The 17,246-nt window shown below is 37.8% G+C and carries 12 protein-coding genes; 6 read left to right on the top strand and 6 right to left on the bottom strand.

Annotated features, from left to right (window positions below):
• Positions 1-270: 270 nt before the first annotated feature.
• The 3 genes from A3EM_RS0127605 (at position 271) to A3EM_RS0127595 (ending at position 4,683) form a co-directional block, all read left to right on the top strand.
• Entirely contained in the window at positions 271-1,557 is a 1,287-nt protein-coding gene (locus tag A3EM_RS0127605) for an efflux RND transporter periplasmic adaptor subunit (protein ID WP_020531490.1), read from the top strand.
• A gap of 261 nt (positions 1,558-1,818) precedes the next feature.
• The gene (locus A3EM_RS0127600) at positions 1,819-3,159 is read left to right on the top strand and encodes an ABC transporter permease (RefSeq protein ID WP_020531489.1); all 1,341 of its coding nucleotides are present in this window, start codon (positions 1,819-1,821) and stop codon (positions 3,157-3,159) included.
• A gap of 69 nt (positions 3,160-3,228) precedes the next feature.
• A complete protein-coding gene (locus A3EM_RS0127595; protein WP_020531488.1) occupies positions 3,229-4,683 on the top strand; it encodes a TolC family protein in 1,455 nt (484 codons plus the stop codon).
• A gap of 3 nt (positions 4,684-4,686) precedes the next feature.
• On the opposite strand, the gene A3EM_RS0127590 is transcribed toward A3EM_RS0127595, so the two are convergent.
• The 3 genes from A3EM_RS0127590 to A3EM_RS0127575 all read right to left on the bottom strand — a co-directional run bounded on the left by A3EM_RS0127590 (position 4,687) and on the right by A3EM_RS0127575 (position 8,425).
• Positions 4,687-6,018, bottom strand: coding sequence for an ADP-ribosylglycohydrolase family protein (locus A3EM_RS0127590; RefSeq protein WP_020531487.1), 1,332 nt, complete (start codon positions 6,016-6,018; stop codon positions 4,687-4,689).
• Positions 6,019-6,029: 11 nt separating this feature from the next.
• Positions 6,030-7,055, bottom strand: a complete 1,026-nt coding sequence (locus A3EM_RS0127585) for a phosphotransferase (RefSeq protein ID WP_020531486.1) — start codon at positions 7,053-7,055, stop codon at positions 6,030-6,032.
• A gap of 521 nt (positions 7,056-7,576) precedes the next feature.
• Entirely contained in the window at positions 7,577-8,425 is an 849-nt protein-coding gene (locus A3EM_RS0127575; protein ID WP_020531484.1) for a hypothetical protein, read from the bottom strand.
• Positions 8,426-8,531: 106 nt separating this feature from the next.
• Here A3EM_RS0127575 and A3EM_RS0127570 point away from each other — a divergent pair, with 106 nt between their 5' ends.
• On the top strand, positions 8,532-10,142 hold the full coding sequence (locus A3EM_RS0127570) for a hypothetical protein (RefSeq protein ID WP_020531483.1): 1,611 nt from the start codon (positions 8,532-8,534) through the stop codon (positions 10,140-10,142).
• A 30-nt stretch (positions 10,143-10,172) separates the two neighbouring features.
• On the top strand, positions 10,173-10,934 hold the full coding sequence (locus A3EM_RS0127565) for an NYN domain-containing protein (protein WP_020531482.1): 762 nt from the start codon (positions 10,173-10,175) through the stop codon (positions 10,932-10,934).
• A 610-nt stretch (positions 10,935-11,544) separates the two neighbouring features.
• On the opposite strand, the gene A3EM_RS0127555 is transcribed toward A3EM_RS0127565, so the two are convergent.
• Positions 11,545-12,891, bottom strand: a complete 1,347-nt coding sequence (locus A3EM_RS0127555; protein WP_020531480.1) for a DEAD/DEAH box helicase — start codon at positions 12,889-12,891, stop codon at positions 11,545-11,547.
• A gap of 134 nt (positions 12,892-13,025) precedes the next feature.
• Between A3EM_RS0127555 and A3EM_RS0127550 the strand changes: the two genes are divergently transcribed.
• A complete protein-coding gene (locus A3EM_RS0127550; RefSeq protein WP_020531479.1) occupies positions 13,026-13,325 on the top strand; it encodes a hypothetical protein in 300 nt (99 codons plus the stop codon).
• 118 nt (positions 13,326-13,443) lie between these two features.
• Here A3EM_RS0127550 and A3EM_RS0127545 read toward each other — a convergent pair whose 3' ends face one another.
• Positions 13,444-15,648 carry an outer membrane protein assembly factor BamB family protein gene (locus A3EM_RS0127545; RefSeq protein ID WP_157638116.1) on the bottom strand — a complete coding sequence of 735 codons (2,205 nt, stop codon included), beginning with the start codon at positions 15,646-15,648 and terminating at the stop codon, positions 13,444-13,446.
• A gap of 195 nt (positions 15,649-15,843) precedes the next feature.
• The gene (locus tag A3EM_RS0127540) at positions 15,844-16,971 is read right to left on the bottom strand and encodes a carbohydrate kinase family protein (protein ID WP_020531477.1); all 1,128 of its coding nucleotides are present in this window, start codon (positions 16,969-16,971) and stop codon (positions 15,844-15,846) included.
• Positions 16,972-17,246: the final 275 nt, after the last annotated feature.

Genomic DNA, 17,246 nt, shown 5'->3' with positions numbered 1-17,246 from the left:
ATAAAATACATCTTCGAATTATAGAATTTAATTGCGATAATTCATAAGCAACCTGGTTAATTATTATTTTTTTAAAATTTTACACGAACGGTTTGCAGTTATGCGATTTTAACTATTAACTTAGTTGATAATTTTAGGATTAAAATTGGTGAATAGAAGCGGAATTATTGCAATTATCACTATGGATTTAACTATTTTTTAACATAACCTCAACAAAACAGTTTCTAGCTTTGGAAAAGAGATACAAAGCCTTGCTAACCTACTGAAACAATGAATAAAAAAATCTTAATTCCCGCAATTGTAGTTTTTGTACTTGCCTTAATTTATTTTTTCTGGGGCACCACATCCGATGATAAACAGGACATTACAGTAACTGCCCGTAAAGGACCCTTTGAAATCGCAGTGAATACTACTGGTGAGCTGGAAGCATTGAACTCTGTAAATGTGCAGGGGCCCTCTTCCGGGCTACGGGCTATACAGGTTTGGGAGGTGAAAATAAACAAATTGATTCCCGAAGGTACAGTAGTAAAGAAGGGAGATAGAATTGGAGAACTTGATAAATCTTCGGTAGTTGATAAACTTAGAGCAAGGGAAACTGAGCTTACTAAAGCAGAATCCCAATATACACAAACCATGTTGGATACTGCCCTTAGCCTGCGTAAAGCCAGGGATAATCTGGTTGATTTGGAGTTTGCCGTGGAGGAAAAACGAATCGTTTTAGAGCAATCTCAATTTGAACCGCCAGCAACCATCAAACAGGCAGAAATTGAATTGGAAAAAGCGCAAAGGGCCTTTGAACAGGCCAGCTCAAACTATAAAATTGAAGTAGATCAAGCTAAAGCAAAAATGCAGGAAAAAAGTGCAACCCTTTCTCAGGAACAGGCAAGTGTGGATTTTATGGGAAAATTGCTTGAAGAATTTATTATTCTGGCTCCGGAAGATGGTATGGTCATTTATGCCAGAGACTGGAATGGGAGAAAGAAAAAGGAGGGCTCAACCGTACAAACCTGGAACCCTACAGTGGCCACTTTACCTGATCTTACCAGTATGATTTCCAAAACTTATGTGAATGAAGTGGACATCATGAAAATCCAAAAAGGGCAGATAGTAAAAATTGGACTGGATGCCTTCCCGGATAAGAAAATGACAGGTGAAGTAATAAATGTGGCGAATATGGGTGAACAAAAACCCAATTCCGATGCCAAAGTATTTGAAGTGACCATTAAGGTTAATGAATCGGATACAACTTTGCGTCCGGCAATGACCACCAGTAATATTATTTCCTGTGAAACTATTCCCGAAGCTATTTTCCTTCCTCTAGAATGTCTTCATTCTCAGGGAGATTCCATCTCTTATGTGTATAAAAAGGAAGGGCTCACTGTGGTAAAACAACAGGTAATTGTGGGTAAAACCAATGAAAATGAGGCTATTGTGGAAATGGGTATTAATGAAGGAGACATTTGCCTCTTATCTACTCCGGAAGGAAAAGAAGAAGATGAAGTGAAATTGCTGGACATGGAGGAGACAGATGTTGTGGCCAGAAAAAATGATCTTTAAATTGGGGTATGACCTGTTTTTAGGAGAAATCATTCTCCTAAAAATTCAAATTTGAAATATCCGGCTTCATATTCTTTATAAGTGTAATCAGTATAATTCTGTTTTTTTAGATTTTCACTTTCTATAGATTTGATTGTTACAGCTTGATTTGCCTTAAGCCGGAAAAGTAATTTTTTATAAGTATAGATTTACAATTTTTATTGAATGTCCCTGCCGGCCTTCAACAACTTTTTTAAAACCAAGACAAAATTCCCATAAGCTATGATGGACAGATATTTAGCCAACTTTTCCATTGCCCTTGAAGCGGTAATTGCCAACAAACTCAGGTCCTTTCTTACTGCACTCGGGATTATCTTTGGAGTAGCGGCTGTAATTGCCATGCTGGCTGTGGGGAATGGTGCTCAGCAGGAAATACTGGAACAAATAAAATTGGTTGGGGTAAATAATATTGTAATAGAACCGATTGTAGAACAAAAAGAAGAGGAGGTTGATGAAGGGGATGGTTCAGGGGCTTCAGAAAATAAATTCTCTCCCGGGTTGAACATGCTGGATGTGAATAGTATAACCAATGTTTTGCCCAACGTTCAGCGGATTAGTCCGGAAATTATCAAAGAAACTTTTATTGTAAAAAATGGAATAAGGCGGTCGGCAAAACTTATAGGTGTTTTGCCCGATTATTTTAATATCTACAATTTCGAATTGGCCGATGGAAAAATGTTTAATGACTTTCAGCTGCAAAATGGCTCTCAGGTTTGCATTATTGGCCGAGGTATTCAGACTAAGTTTTTTAGTAAGGAAAACCCCATCGGGAAATATATAAAATGCGGACCGCACTGGTTAAAAATAATCGGGGTGATGGCAGAAAGGCAGGTGTCCTCTTCAAGTTTGGCCAAATTGGGAATCAGAGATTTTAATATGGATGTATATACTCCATTGAAAACGATATTGATGCGTTATGAAAACCGGGCCTTGGTTACAGCCAAAATGGTACAGCAGGCCGCCAGAAATGGAAATAATGATGAGGATCAGGAAAACAAAAAGTCGTATAATTATCATCAGTTGGATAAACTTGTTATCCAGGTGTCTGAAACAGAGCAACTTAATCCTTCAGCAGATGTAATTGTAAGAATGCTGGAAAGGCGGCATTATGGCATGGTGGATTATGAGATTACCATTCCCGAATTATTGCTCAAGCAGCAGCAGCGGACCAACGATATTTTCAATATAGTACTGGGAGCAATTGCCGGAATTTCTCTGGTAGTAGGAGGGATAGGAATTATGAATATCATGCTGGCTTCTGTGCTGGAGAGGATTAAAGAAATTGGCCTTAGAATTTCCCTTGGAGCAAAAAAACTGGACATTGTATTACAATTCTTATTTGAAAGCGTAATGATTAGCCTTTCGGGAGGAATAATTGGAGTGATACTGGGTGTGATTCTCGCCTTAATTATATCCAAGATTGCGGATATCCCCACAATTGTATCCCCCATATCCATTTTCATTTCCTTTGTAGTGGCTGCGGGTGTTGGGCTTATTTTTGGGATTACTCCGGCCAAAAGGGCTGCAGAGCAAGATCCAATTACCTGCTTACGCTATGAGTAATTCAAATTAAGTATCATTTTTTTAATAAGCTGTTAAACCTTCAAAATTCGATTAACAAACATACCACTCATGTTAAAAAAGACATTTTTTTTCATTCTTATTCTTTCACTTCCTGTTTGTTTAAATGCCCAGCAAAATATCTACACCCTACAGGATGTAGTGGCATTGGCACAGGGGAAATCTTTGTGGTCACTTAGAGTTCAAAACCAAAAAGAACAGGTTTTCTGGGCTTATAAAAGTTTCCAGGCTAGGTTTAAACCTCAACTCGGGTTTGACGGAACTTTGCCAGATTTCAATCGAAGTATTGATCCAATTACACAGGATGACGGATCGGAACAATTTAGAAGGAGAACTTTTACATCTGCCGAGTTAGGGTTAGGAATTTCTCAAAGAATTTCCCCTACAGGAGGAACTGTTTTTATGAGATCAGAAATTGGCAGAATCCAGCAATTTGGGGATAATGAATACCTCACTTACCGAGCTAATCCGATCACAGTTGGACTATATCAACCCATTTTTACTTTTAATCAGTTTAAATGGGATAAGAAAATAGAGCCGATTTTATATGAAGAGGCGATGAAAGAATATAATGAGGACATTGAAGGAATTTCATTAAGGGCAAGTGGATTATTTTTCGATTTGTTATTGGCTCAGATTTCTTCGGAGATAGCCAAAAAAAACAGGGCAAATAATGATACCATTTATAAAATTGGATTAGGAAGATATGAATTGGGGAAAATTGCCGAAAATGAATTGCTTCAGTTGGAACTGAACTTAAGAAACTCAGAACAGCAGGTGAGCCAGGAAGGACTTAATGTAGAAACCAGAACTTTGGAACTGAATCAGTTTATTGGCAATAATGAAAATACCAGTGTTTTCCTGATTGAACCTACTGTAATTCCAGAATTTGATATTGATGAGCAAAAGGCGATTGAACAGGCAAAACAAAACCGGCAACAATATCTAAGCTTTAAACGACAACAACTAGAGGCAGAAAGGAATGTGGCAGAAGCTAAGGGGGAAAGTGGATTGAATGTTCAAATCAATGGATCTTTTGGTCTGACAAATACCTCTGAAGAATTTAATTTACTTTATCAGGACCTTCAGGATAGGGAAAATTTGAGTGTTACCTTTCAGATACCAATCATTGACTGGGGAAGGCAAAAGTCGGCCATCAAATCAGCGCTTGCCAACCAGGAATTGATCAAAAACACCGTTGCCCAGGAAGAAATTAATTTCGAACAGGAAATTTATGTACTGGTCAAGCGGTTTCAGATTCTGAAATCTCAATTAGAAGCTGCCATCATAGCTGATGAAATTGGACAGAAAAGATACGACATTGCCCAGCAAAGATACCTGGTGGCTAAAATTAGCATTACAGATTTAAATATCGCCCTGCAGGACAAGGATTCTGCAAAAAGAACCTATCTCAATGCCTTGAGGGATTTCTGGAATGCTTATTATGAAATCAGAATGCTAACGCTTTATGATTTTGAAAAAAATGAGGTGATCAATTATGAGTAATTTCTAGCTGCTTTCCTGTTGAGTTAAGATTTTTTCAGTGAAATCATTAGCCAATTGTTCCAGGTCAATTCCCAGTTGCTCTTTATTTACTGTCAATACCTGATCCACCATTTTTGGGGGAAGGTTATTGGCTCCGTGAAATGCACCTAATATGGCTCCGGTAACAGCTGCAGTAGTATCATTATCTCTGCCATAATTGATAACAAAAGCCAGGGAAGATTCAAAATCAAAATCACAAAACATGATGGCAGTGAGATTAACTAAAAATATTTCGGCAGCATGGAATGGCATATCCTGGTTATTTCCATCCAGGAGTTCAAAGGCTTTCTGCATTCTGGCTACATGTAAGGTATCAAAAGGTTTATTTTTAGGAAAAATAAGCCTGGAAATATCAACCTGGCTTTTATCGAGTTGATTGGCTTCATACACAATACTTTTGGCAATCTGATAATTTCGGAATGCTGACCTGCCCACCAACCGGCTCTTAAAATAATGTTGTGGATCAATATCCCTGACCACATTTAAGATGGCGGGTTTTGATGGATTTTCCCTTAAGGCCTCAGCTACCATTGCTCCGGTTAAGGCACTGATGTCGCGCGCATAACCGATGTCGAAAAGGCAAAGTTTGTATGTCTCGGAATAGGCCAGTTCTGGTTGTGATGGGTAAAAGGCTCCTAATGCCGGGGCATAAAGCATTCCTGCACAGGTCATTTCTCCACCATAGAATTTATTAAGGGCAAAGGCATATCCGTTTAAATCCTTTTCTGCAAAGGGTTTGGCTACCATTGCCCATTCCTGAAGCCAGGCCATTTTTCTGGCATTTACTTCAAAGGGCTCCGGAGAAAAACCATCCGTATTTTTTAAAGATTGAATATCTTTTTGGTATTTGGATAATATAAATTCGGCAAACTGCTGGTCATCCAATGCCCGGCTATTATCTAAAAAGCCATTTTCGGATTCAATCAGAAATTCCATAATCAGCTTTTTCCAGCGGGTATCATCGGTAGTTCCTCCCGCTGGCAAATTATATTCCCAGGTGCCTTCTGCCGAAGGAGCCCGCACCATGGTATCCAACTGATCTACAAATCCATAATTGATTTTAATATTTTCCCGGCTCCACATTTCAGTTGGTGCGCCCATGGCGTCACCAATGGCGGATCCCACCAGCATGCCCAGAATTTTATCATAAAGTGCTTCCTTTTTCAATAAAGGAGGGTTTAGGTGGGTGTTCCCCGAAATTTTTTCAGGTTTTTTTGAAGTTTTTTCGTCAGTTTCCGAAGCGTTGGAACAGGAGATTAAGAATAATCCCAGGAAAAAATAAGTGATGAAACGCATTTGTTTTTAGGTCAGTTTTTAATAAGTCTAACAGCTTCTTTCAAAAGAGCCTCCTTTTCATTTAAAGTCAAATCCAAAGGTAATTGAGCCAGTCCAATTATTCTCCTTAAAATTTCCACACCGGTAAATGACTGACAAAGTTGTGGATCAAAACCAGCCGGCTGGTCGTAATTTTCCAAAACAAAATCAATAGATTCCTGTTCAACCTGTGCCATTTTTAAATGCGCAGTGAAAACACCCAGATCGAACTCAGGCTTCCCAAAATAGCCAAATTCCGGATCTATTATTTTGATCCCTGAAGTAACCCTCAACCAGCTTCCCGGATAGTAATCTCCATGAATCAAGGTATTCCCTTCACCCAGGTAGATATCTCCCAAAGTGGCTATTTTAGCTTTTAAAGCATCATCCTTTTTATATTGCATGGCAATGGCCTGTAGGCCCGGCCGGACAGTATCCAGGTCAAATCCATTCTCTTCCAAATAAGGGAAATAAAAAATATGCTCATGATTTAATTTTTTCATTGGCATATTCCCTGGAAATTCACTTGCTACGTCTCTTTTTATTTGATGAAGCTGATTGATGAAACCTACTAATGTGGCCAGTTCCTCTTCATGAATGGTTTTATCTTTTTGATACAGGTAGGTAAAGTCAGCTCCTTTCCCCAGGTCTTCTAATACCAAAATGTAATCTTCAGATTTATCCAATAAGATTTCCGGAGTGAAATTTCTCAGGGTTTTATTTTGCCTGATGAGTCTGTAAATTTTAGATTCTACATTTATTCGATCAATAGGAGCTGAAATTTGAGGGTATTTTTCCACCCATGGTCTGGATTGCTTGAGAATAAAACTTCGGTGATTGGTGTTTATTCTGGCTACAAAATTCATGTTCCCCTCTCCGGGTTTTTCCATCCCAATTACCTTTTCATCTTTTTCCAAAAACTCCTCCTGCTGTAGGTAATTGGAAATTAATTCAGTATCATCATGCTTTAAATATATTTTATCTGGATATTCCTGTAGAAATTTTTCTTGCTGATTCATGAGTATCTTTATAGTTAATTGCTAAATCAAAATTAAACTAGTATTGATTTGTCACTCGGTCTGGAGTACTAAAGCTTGAAAGAGAGAGATGGTCATTTTTATAAATAAAAAAGTTGCACATCCATTCTCTAGGTAACCTGAAAACGCCTTTGGTTTTAACAAAGTCATTTCCACAAACCAGAAACCTTACGTAAGCGCACTATAGCAGCTTTAAAGACCCAGGTTCACAGAAAATGCCAACCTTACCGGGACAATTATTTCCTGATAACTTAATAGCATGTTTAAATTTTAACTGTTTCGCTGCAAAGGCCCAATTATGAAACCCCACTTCAAAATAAGATTTCCAAATAGCGCTGCTATTCAAAAAAATTCTTTTTTCGTGAGTACCCAAAACTGGACGTTTTCGCTTTAAAACCTAAATTTTAAACACGCTCCAAGCAATAGAGCTTAAATGTTAACCCTTAAATAAAAAATATTCGGCTAAAGTTCAAATTATTTTTGTGGATAAAGAAAACAGTTGATCACATGTTTTCTTTTCTCCAAAACTGGTCATCATATTTTCTTTCAAAAGGAATTGATTTGTGTCTGGTTTTAATAAATTTTAATTGATGCATGGTATTAAATCCACAGGCGGAAATAATTAAATCGGCTAATTCCAACAAATCATTATAAGTTTGAGCCCCTAAATACTTCACTTTATCCTTTAAGTGCTCTGGCAAATTCCCGGAAATTAGCCATATTTTGGGTTCTGATTTTTCGAGTTTGGCCAAATCCATTGCTTCCTGATATAAAACCTCTACTTCCTTTTCAGGTCCTGAATGAAGAATTATCCAATTGTCAGGTTTGGACGCTTCGAATCGTTTTCTCAAATGAGAAGGACTTGTTTTTTCCTGGTAATAAAGATTAAAAAAGCTTGTATTCCTGGAGAGCGATTTGGTCCAGGCCAGTTGATCATTTGATATTTTTTCGCAAATGAAAATCTCTGAAAAAGCAGGGAATGAACCCTTGAACTTAGAAAGATAGAATCTGAATTTTAAAATTCTTGCAAGGTAAAAAAATTTGAGGTCTGTGGAAGGAAAGTCCATCCATTCCCCAATAATTCCTCCGGGAAAAACATCCAGATAAACCGAACCGATATTATGCCTTTTGATCAAATCCAACAACCAGTTTTTCAGTTCATTTTTGTCATAGGCTAATTCCCCGGGGATAATTTCATGATTGTAGTCCTTGAGCAAATCCTTTGCATATCGGGAAGCCGTACAAATGATGACTTCATCCAATTCCATTTCTGTGGTATATAAAAAGGCTTTTGCTCTGGTAATATGTCCCATCCCTCCACCAACTGCATAGTACATAATTTTTTTAGCCATAAGTGGATTAAAAGATACTTTATAAATTTTGCCTAATTAATTTTTAACTTAGCCTTTATTATTGCCAGCTAATTGCTTTTGTAGACCCTAATTTAAAAACAAACAAATGAATCCTATACAACCGAGATTTATTTCCTTTCAAATCTCCTTAAAATTTTCCCTTATTTTGTTTTTTATCGCTTTGGGAATAGAATCAGCTACTGCTCAACAGGTGAAAACCCAATGGGGACCAACTCAGAAAAAAATAAAAAAACACGCCCTCATCAGTGATATTGTGGATAGCAATGAACTGGGTGTATACGCCATTATGGAAGCCGATCCGGGATTTTTTGGTCCTTCAATTTTTTCTTTCTCGTCTCCCAAACCTGCCATGTTACAGCTTTATGATGAGAAAATGATGCTGAAAAAAGCCGTCCCGATTGAAAATAGAATAGGCAATGAGTATTTAATTTTCCTTTTTGCCCAGAGCATGAATGGAAAAATATTTACCTTTTCCAGCCAGTTGAACCAACAGGCCCGAAAAAACTTCCTCTTTGTTCAGGAATTTGACATGGAAACTATGAAAGCTGCTGGTCCACCTGAAAAGATTGCCGAGTCGGGGTTGAGGAACAGGAATAATTTTGGTGAGTTTTCCCATGAACTGTCCAGAGATCGTTCCAAGTTCATGATTTGGAATTCGGAGGTTTATGTAAGAGGGGAAAATGAAAAATTTGCCATTCAGGTTTTTGATGAAAAAATGGAGGAACTATGGCAAAAAAACATCACTATTCCTTATTCGGATAAATTATTTGAAATTGATAATTACAGGGTAGACAATAGAGGAAATGCCTATATCCTTGGGGTAGAATATAAAGGGAAATTGAAGGAAAGAAGGAGGGGGAAGCCAAATTATGAATATAAAATCCTTTCTTATAAGAATAGGGGAGAGGATTTTCAGGAATATACGGTATCTCTTGATGATAAATTTATTACCGACCTAAATTTCAGGATTAATGATGATGGCGACATTATATGTGCAGGATTTTATTCTGATAAAGGAACTACTACCATTAAAGGCACCTGTTTTTTAAGGATTGATGCCGAATCCAAAAAAATTGTAAAGCAAGGTTTTAGCGAATTTGACAATAAGTTTTTGTCGGAATTTATGTCTTATAAAAAAGCCAATAAAGGAGATAAGGAATTATACCGATATAATATTGATCATATTATATTAAGAAGTGATGGCGGAGCCTTATTGGTAGCGGAACAATTTTACGTACGTGTATATACCAGTTACGACCAGAGATCGGGCATGACAGATTATACCTACTATTACTATTACAATGATATTATTGTGCTGAATATCAACCCGGATATGAGTATAGAGTGGGCCACACGGGTGCCAAAAAGGCAAAAAACAGCCAATGATGGTGGCTATTTTTCTTCCTATGTTCATGGCATTCAGGGAGGGAAAATTCATTTTATTTATAACGATAATATCAAAAATATTAAAAATAACCATCCGAATAGTACAGCCTATTTTAATGGAAAAAAATCAGTTGTGGTGCTGGCATCTATCGATAAGGAGGGCCAAATGAAGCGAAGGCTTGTGTCCAGTAACAGAGCAGAAAATATCATTTGCAGGCCCAAAAGCTGTGAACAAATTACCGACAATGAGATTTTGATTTATGGGGAAAAACGAAAGACTTATAAATTGGGAATTGTAGCATTAGATTAACCAAACCAGAAAAAACGCTAAAAAACACTTATGGCAGATTTAAAACTTGCAGTATTAATAGATGGAGATAATATTCCTTCCGCATACGTGAAGGAAATGATGGAAGAAATTGCCAAATACGGCAATCCAACCATTAAAAGAATTTACGGTGACTGGACCAGGCCCAATCTGGGTGGCTGGAAAAATTTATTGTTGGAAAATGCCATTACCCCAATCCAGCAATATGGCTACACTTCAGGAAAGAATGCCACCGATTCAGCTATGATTATCGATGCGATGGATATTCTGTATTCTGAAAAGGTAAATGGGTTTTGTCTGGTTTCCAGCGACAGTGATTTTACCAAGCTGGCCACCAGATTGCGTGAAGCAGGAATGTTGGTTTTGGGCATAGGAGAAAGGAAAACGCCAAATCCCTTTATAGTGGCTTGCGATAAATTTATTTACATAGAAATTTTGAAAAGCCAGTCGGAAGAGGATGATCATGAGGGAAGTACCAAATCAAAGTCCGGTAAAAAAGAAGATGATTTCGATAAGATTACCCAGAAGGAAATCAAACTGATTTCCACCACAATTTCCGATTTGGCAGAGGATGACGGATGGGCATACCTGGGAGATGTAGGTAATCTATTACAAAAAAAGCAACCCAATTTTGATTCCAGAAACTATGGATTCCAAAAATTAACCCCACTGATCAAATCTATCAAAAACTTTGAAATAGAACAAAGAGAAAGCCCCAACGGACGCTTCAAATTAATTTATGTAAGAATTAAAGAAGGGAGGAGGAAGCGGTGAATAGTACGAGTGTGATTAAATTGCTAGTATTGATTGTATGCTCAATCACCTCATTTATATACTGTTTAAGGTTTGGCTTTATTATAACTGCATATGGCCATGGAGGACAGATGTTGGGAATTCCTTTTGCTGTAGGGATGTTATGGTTGACCTTGCTTTACCTTTTATCAAAAAATAAAAAAATTTGGGTAATTTCCTTGTCCTATTTTATGGCGCTTGCAGGTAGTTTTATAACCATTGAAATGATAAGGGCGAAAATGGACGGTTATTTTCAGTTCCTATATTCGGAACCTCCTGGTTGGGCAGAATTAATTTTGCTATTTTGGTTTTTAATAGTTGTAGGTCCAGTAATTATTTATATTTATTTAGTGAGAAAAAAAATGAACCATTAGCTAAATGAATCATCCTCGTTTCCGAACGAGGATGTCTGAGAATTGCGTTTGTAAGGCAATTTAACACACTAGGGCAATATATTCGCCTTCCTCCAAAATCCACGTCATACACAAGGATTATTTTGGTTAGCATCTTGAAAATGGCACATGCATCACGCGTGCTCCAGCTCAAGTGATTTTCTTCTAACCCCTAACCTCTAATCACTAACCCCTAAAACCTACCGTTTCCCTTTTCCGGACTTTTTAGGTGCTCTTTTCTTTGGTTTTTTGTATTTCAATTGCATTTCCTTTTTATGGGATCGCCTTACGTTTACTTTCTTGTTCTTTTCCTTTTTCTCATGAAAAGCCGGATTGGATTCTTCAATCTTAATTTGAATGTTTTTGTTGCCTCCTCCTTTTTTAGGTCTTTCTTCAGGAATCAATTCATTGTTGATTTCCACTTCATCAGGAAAGTCGAGCAAAGGAATTTCATAATCCATTAAAGCTTCTATGGCTTCCTTTTGAGGTTCTTCCATTTCTGTGTAAAACATGATAGTATTTCCGGATTCTTCGGCTCTTCCAGTTCGTCCAATCCTGTGCATATAATTTTCAGGGTAGGAGGGGACATCAAAATTTATGACATGGGAAATTTTATCTAAATCAAGCCCTCTGGCGATTACATCGGTGGCAATCAAAATCCTTTTTTTGCCTTCATCAAATTCTTCAACTGATCTTTCCCTATAATTTTGTGATTTATTGGAATGAATGATACACATAGCAGAAGCAAATTGCTCCTCTAGTTTTTCAAAAAGACGGTCAGCCAGTTTTTTACTGGAAACGAAAACCAGTACTTTATGAAATAGGGCTTTATCTTTGAGTAAATGCGCCAGTAAATTTACTTTGGTATTAAAGTTTTTAACAGGATAAGCCTGTTGAGTGATATTTTCCAAGGGAGTACCACTCACAGCTATGGAAATTTTGGTCGGTGGTGTAAAAAAGCTGTCAATCAATTCATCCACCTCTTCAGTCATGGTGGCGGAAAACATGATATTTTGCCTTTTTTCAGGCATCAGTTCAAAAATATTGGTCAACTGGAACCTGAAACCCAGATCGAGCATCACATCTACTTCATCAATCACCAGTTTTTTGGCGGCTTTCAACTGAACTGCCTGGCTAAGCACCAGGTCATATAATCTGCCCGGAGTGGCAACCAGGATATCAGAACCTTCCGCTACTACCTGTCTTTGGGTATTGATATTTACCCCACCATAAACTCCGAGTACCCTCACGCTCATGTAAGTCGTCAAGCTTTTGATTTGATCTACTACTTGTAAAACCAATTCTCTTGTAGGGACCAGTATGAGAATCCTTGGATGAACCTGTCTGGAAAATTTCAAATCTCTTAAAAGTGGTAGGGCATAGGCAAAAGTTTTTCCTGTACCTGTTTGGGAAATCCCTACAATATCCTTTCCGGAGAGAATAATAGGGTAAGCTTCCTCTTGAATAGGAGTAGGAGTTTCAAATCCAAGATCGGAAATGGCATTTAAAAGAAATTTTGATAAGTTTAATGATGCGAATGAACTCATAACAGGTATTTATTTTGTGCAAAAGTAAGGGATATGAGTTATATTAAATTATCCCATGGATAAGAGTTTATAGCTATTGGATTACAATTAATAAAAATGTTGTATTTTTAATAGAACAACGAGTTATAATAGAAGTGAAAAAAATAAATAATAAAGTGGTAGTAGGTGAGGGATTTAAAATAGAAGTCTTGAACCAATTTGTCTTAAATTATTGCGAAGGCGAAAAAGTTATAGAATTAGGTTTAATGGATACCATGTCTGGAAAGGATAATATTACAGTTATTCCATTTTTCAAACCAAGGTGGGGTTCAGATTATTCTGTTGATTTTCTAAATGATGAAGAAAAAGACATTGTAAAAAATAGAATAAGCAAAGCACTAACTTTGCTGAAAATCAGACATAAATTTGATACAAATGAGGGGCCTAGGATTTAAAGTGGTCCCAATTCGACCTTTACAAAATCGAATCAATATCGTAGGATTTACAATCCACCAAAAAAGCCCTCACGAAATGCAAGGGCTCAATTGGTAAATAATTAAAAGAAGGTGTCTTTTAGGGTAGGGCAAAGGCTACGTAGCTGTCCCCAGATTTGGTACCCATTTTTCCCCCACCACAGGCAATTACCACATATTGTTTGCCATCTGCTTCATATACCGCAGGCGTGGCATAACCACCAGCGGGAAGTTTGTATTTCCATAATTCTTCTCCGGTATCTTTGTCAAATGCCCTGAAATATTCGTCTTTGGATGCCCCGATGAAAATTAAGCCTCCATCTGTAGCCACAGGGCCTCCATAATTTTCTGTTCCGGTTTTGGCAATGCCTTTGTCAGTTAATTCCTCAAATTCTCCTAAAGGTACTTTCCATAAAATTTCGCCTTTATTCAAATCTATGGCATTAAGTGTCCCCCAGGGGGGCTTTACTGCTGGGTAACCGAGGTGATCAAAAAACCTGTTGTAGCCGGTATGTGTATAAGGTAAAGCCGTTTTATTCGATTCCATTCCGAGTTCATGTGCATCAGTTACTTCATCCTCAAGATTTAATAAAAAAGCCAGCAATGCTTCTTTTTGCCCATCTTCCAAATGCCCGAAGGATGGCATAAATCCCTTTCCACTATTTACCAGAGCCAGAATTTCCGCCTTCTTATATTTTTCTCCAATATTTTTCAAAGGAGGGTAAGTCCCAGAAGGGTCTCCCTGCCTTTCCTGTCCGTGGCATATCGCACAATTAACCTGATAAATGCTTGCTCCAGCATCAGCCAAAAGTTCTTTTCCACCATCTTCGCTAACTTTTTTATCCTTCCCAACTTCTACCATAGTGAGAATCCAGGCCATTTCATTGGCATTTACATACATAATTCCCGATTGCTGATCGAATGAAGCTCCTCCCCATTCTCCTCCACCATCAAATCCGGGGTAAATTATAGTGCCTTCCTTACTGGGTGGAACAAACTGCCCATCTGACCTGACATTGGCCAGAATTCCCCTGACATAATCGTGTGATTCCTGACTGATATTGGTAATGTCACCTTCCTTCATTTGCTGTCTGGCAAAAGGAGGGGGTAAAGTTGGAATTGGTTGTGTTGGCCAGGTTTCTTCCCCTTCTAGATCAGATTTTGGGAAAGGTTTTTCCTCTATGGGAAAAAGTGGCTCACCCGTTTCCCTATTGAAAAGAAATACAAATCCTGATTTTGTAATTTGGGCCACTGCGTCAATTTCTTTCCCATTGTGGTTCACCGTGATCAAATTTGGAGGGGCAGGTAAATCTCTGTCCCAAACATCGTGATGGACAGTCTGGTAATGCCATATCCTTTCTCCAGTGGAAGCATTTAAGGCCAGCACACAATTGGCAAAAAGGTTTTCCCCTTTTCTGTTTCCACCATAAAAATCAAAAGCAGCAGATCCTGTTGGGATAAAAACAATTCCCCTTTTTTCATCAAGGCTCATGCCCGACCATGAATTTGCCCCTCCAATACTGTTGTGGGCATCTTCCGGCCAGGTATCAAATCCAAATTCCCCTGGTTTGGGAATAGTATGAAAAGTCCAGGCGACTTCTCCGGTTTTGATATTAAAGGCTCTGATATAACCGGATGCCGCATCAACATTTTCAGAAACTCTGGTTCCAATAATTAATAGATCATTAAAGGCTACTCCTGGGGTGGTAGATACTACATATAAATCTGCGGATCTTCCCCCGAGGTTTTGTTTTAATGAAGTTTGTCCGTCAATACCAAAAGATTTTACCGGCTGGCCGGTATCGGCATTAAGACAATAAAGTACTGGTCCTGAGGTGAAAAGAATTCTTTTGTCATTCCCTTTTTCCCAATAAGTCACTCCGCGATTCACATTCATTCCATAATTCATTTTTTCCCCCTCAGCATTAGCATTGGGATTGAACACCCATTTTTCCTCACCTGTTGCTGCATTAATCGCAAAAACCTTAAGTCTGGGAGAAGTGCCATACATAATGCCATCAATTATAATGGGGTTACACTGGATCTGGGCATGACCATCGGGATCAAGGTCGTTGGTTTTGTATTCCCAGGCCACTTTTAAAGAGGTTACATTTTCTTTATTAATCTGCTTTAGATTAGAGTACTGATTTCTACCTTTATCTCCCTGATAAGCAGGCCATTCGTTTTTGTTTTCCCGGACTGATTCTTCCTCATGGGTTATCGTGGAACAGGCATATATTCCCATTAGAAAAAATAAACATACCGAGTAATTTGTAACAGATAGTAAGTGATTTTTCAATTTCATATCATCTTCTGAAATAATGTTATTAATATGTAAGCAGAAAAAGTGCTGACATCAATTCTCCAAAGAAAATTAATATACAGCACTTTAGTTTAAGTTAGTCATTGCTTGATAATTAGATAATCGCACACTATTGAATTATTCAATATTATATTAGCCAAGTTTAATTGCCTTGGTAATTAACCGTATATTTTACTATTATAGAACAACTTCTTTTTCCCAAACCCTCAAATAGTTTATTAAATCTTTTATTGAAGGGCTTTTTCCGTTCTGAACATAGGCTCCGGAAGTAGCCATTCCCAATATCAGAGTTTCCTCTGTATTGAATCCCTGCAGGATGCCAAAACAAAAACCTGCGTTTAAATTATCTCCTCCACCAGTAGAAATTTTTGGCGCGGCCACCAGGCGACCTTTTAGAGAAATATTGCCATTGCTATCAATACTCAATGCACTTTTAATAGGATGAATCAAAAGCTGATCAAGGTTTAACTTTTCGAAAATATATTTTCCCTGTTCTTCCAGATTAGCATTTGGGTCTGCTGTAACTCCCAAATATTCACTTAAGGCTTTGTAAATCAAATCAGTTTCATTTTCATTCATTCCCAGTATTACTTTTCCAAAAGATTTATACTGACCAATTAGCCGAAGTGCTTCCCCAATTTCATTTATCGTTTTTTTAGACGGATCGGCTAAATCGAAGAAATAAGTTTTGGGCCGTTTTTCCAGATGTGGAAGTACTTCTTCAAATATTCCCTGCCAGATAGCGGTACAATGGAATAAATTACACCAGTCTACAAGTGCCAGCAACTCACTTTCATTAAATATCCGTATAAGTTTTTCCAGCCCTGCTTTCTTTTTCAGGTGTTCCCAATCCAGTTCTTTAAAAGTACTAATTTCAGATAAAATCAGTTTTCCGTCATGGAATTCCAGGGCATTGGTTTCTGCAGGTTTTCCTACAGAAATTAACTGGCTATGCTTGCCAATTGCCTTAAATAGCGGATGGATTTCCGGGTCTCCTAAGGTTCCCATACAAGTTACATCCAGACCAAGACAATCGGCAGCATGGGCCAGAATAGGAGCATTACCGCCTAATTTGGTTTCCTGTGTGGTAATTTCCACCTGACCGCTTTTTCCTGAAGCAGCGGCTATTTTGGCTGAAAAATCTGTAAGTGTTTTATAAAATGCAGTTCTTTCAGGATGCTGGGCTTTTACTGCCCTTTGGATTTTATCGATATAGCCATCAAATCCAATAAAGATCTTTTTGGCTTTTTGCTCATCCTGGTTTTTTTCCAGCTTTCTAATCAGATTTTGAATAAGTGATTTCATTTTCAATTTAATTATAAAGCTGGATTTAGGCCAATTTTGGAAACTATTTCAGGAGGTTGGGCTAAATAACCTCCCCTTTCTCTCCTCCAAAGGGGAAGATTAAATTTCCTCCTCAATTGAGGAGGAAAGGGAGAGGAATAGGTAAAATTGGTTTTGTTCCTACGGATTTAATGAAACTAGTCCATTAATTGATGGCAATAAAACAAAAGAAGTTCATGCCTAAGAAACATTAAATCAACAACCAATAAATCCTGAAAAAGCTACAAAATTAGCGA

Source organism: Flexithrix dorotheae DSM 6795, from assembly GCF_000379765.1.
In the GTDB taxonomy this organism is placed as follows: Bacteria; Bacteroidota; Bacteroidia; order Cytophagales; family Flammeovirgaceae; genus Flexithrix; species Flexithrix dorotheae.
This window is presented reverse-complemented; position numbering and strand designations above follow the sequence as displayed.

Coding starts and splice junctions, on each gene's coding strand:
- A3EM_RS0127605 (WP_020531490.1), top strand. CDS start 271: ATGAATAAAAAAATCTTAATTCCCGCAATTGTAGTTTTTGTACTTGCC.
- A3EM_RS0127600 (WP_020531489.1), top strand. CDS start 1,819: ATGATGGACAGATATTTAGCCAACTTTTCCATTGCCCTTGAAGCGGTA.
- A3EM_RS0127595 (WP_020531488.1), top strand. CDS start 3,229: ATGTTAAAAAAGACATTTTTTTTCATTCTTATTCTTTCACTTCCTGTT.
- A3EM_RS0127590 (WP_020531487.1), bottom strand. CDS start 6,018: ATGCGTTTCATCACTTATTTTTTCCTGGGATTATTCTTAATCTCCTGT.
- A3EM_RS0127585 (WP_020531486.1), bottom strand. CDS start 7,055: ATGAATCAGCAAGAAAAATTTCTACAGGAATATCCAGATAAAATATAT.
- A3EM_RS0127575 (WP_020531484.1), bottom strand. CDS start 8,425: ATGGCTAAAAAAATTATGTACTATGCAGTTGGTGGAGGGATGGGACAT.
- A3EM_RS0127570 (WP_020531483.1), top strand. CDS start 8,532: ATGAATCCTATACAACCGAGATTTATTTCCTTTCAAATCTCCTTAAAA.
- A3EM_RS0127565 (WP_020531482.1), top strand. CDS start 10,173: ATGGCAGATTTAAAACTTGCAGTATTAATAGATGGAGATAATATTCCT.
- A3EM_RS0127555 (WP_020531480.1), bottom strand. CDS start 12,891: ATGAGTTCATTCGCATCATTAAACTTATCAAAATTTCTTTTAAATGCC.
- A3EM_RS0127545 (WP_157638116.1), bottom strand. CDS start 15,648: ATGAAATTGAAAAATCACTTACTATCTGTTACAAATTACTCGGTATGT.
- A3EM_RS0127540 (WP_020531477.1), bottom strand. CDS start 16,971: ATGAAATCACTTATTCAAAATCTGATTAGAAAGCTGGAAAAAAACCAG.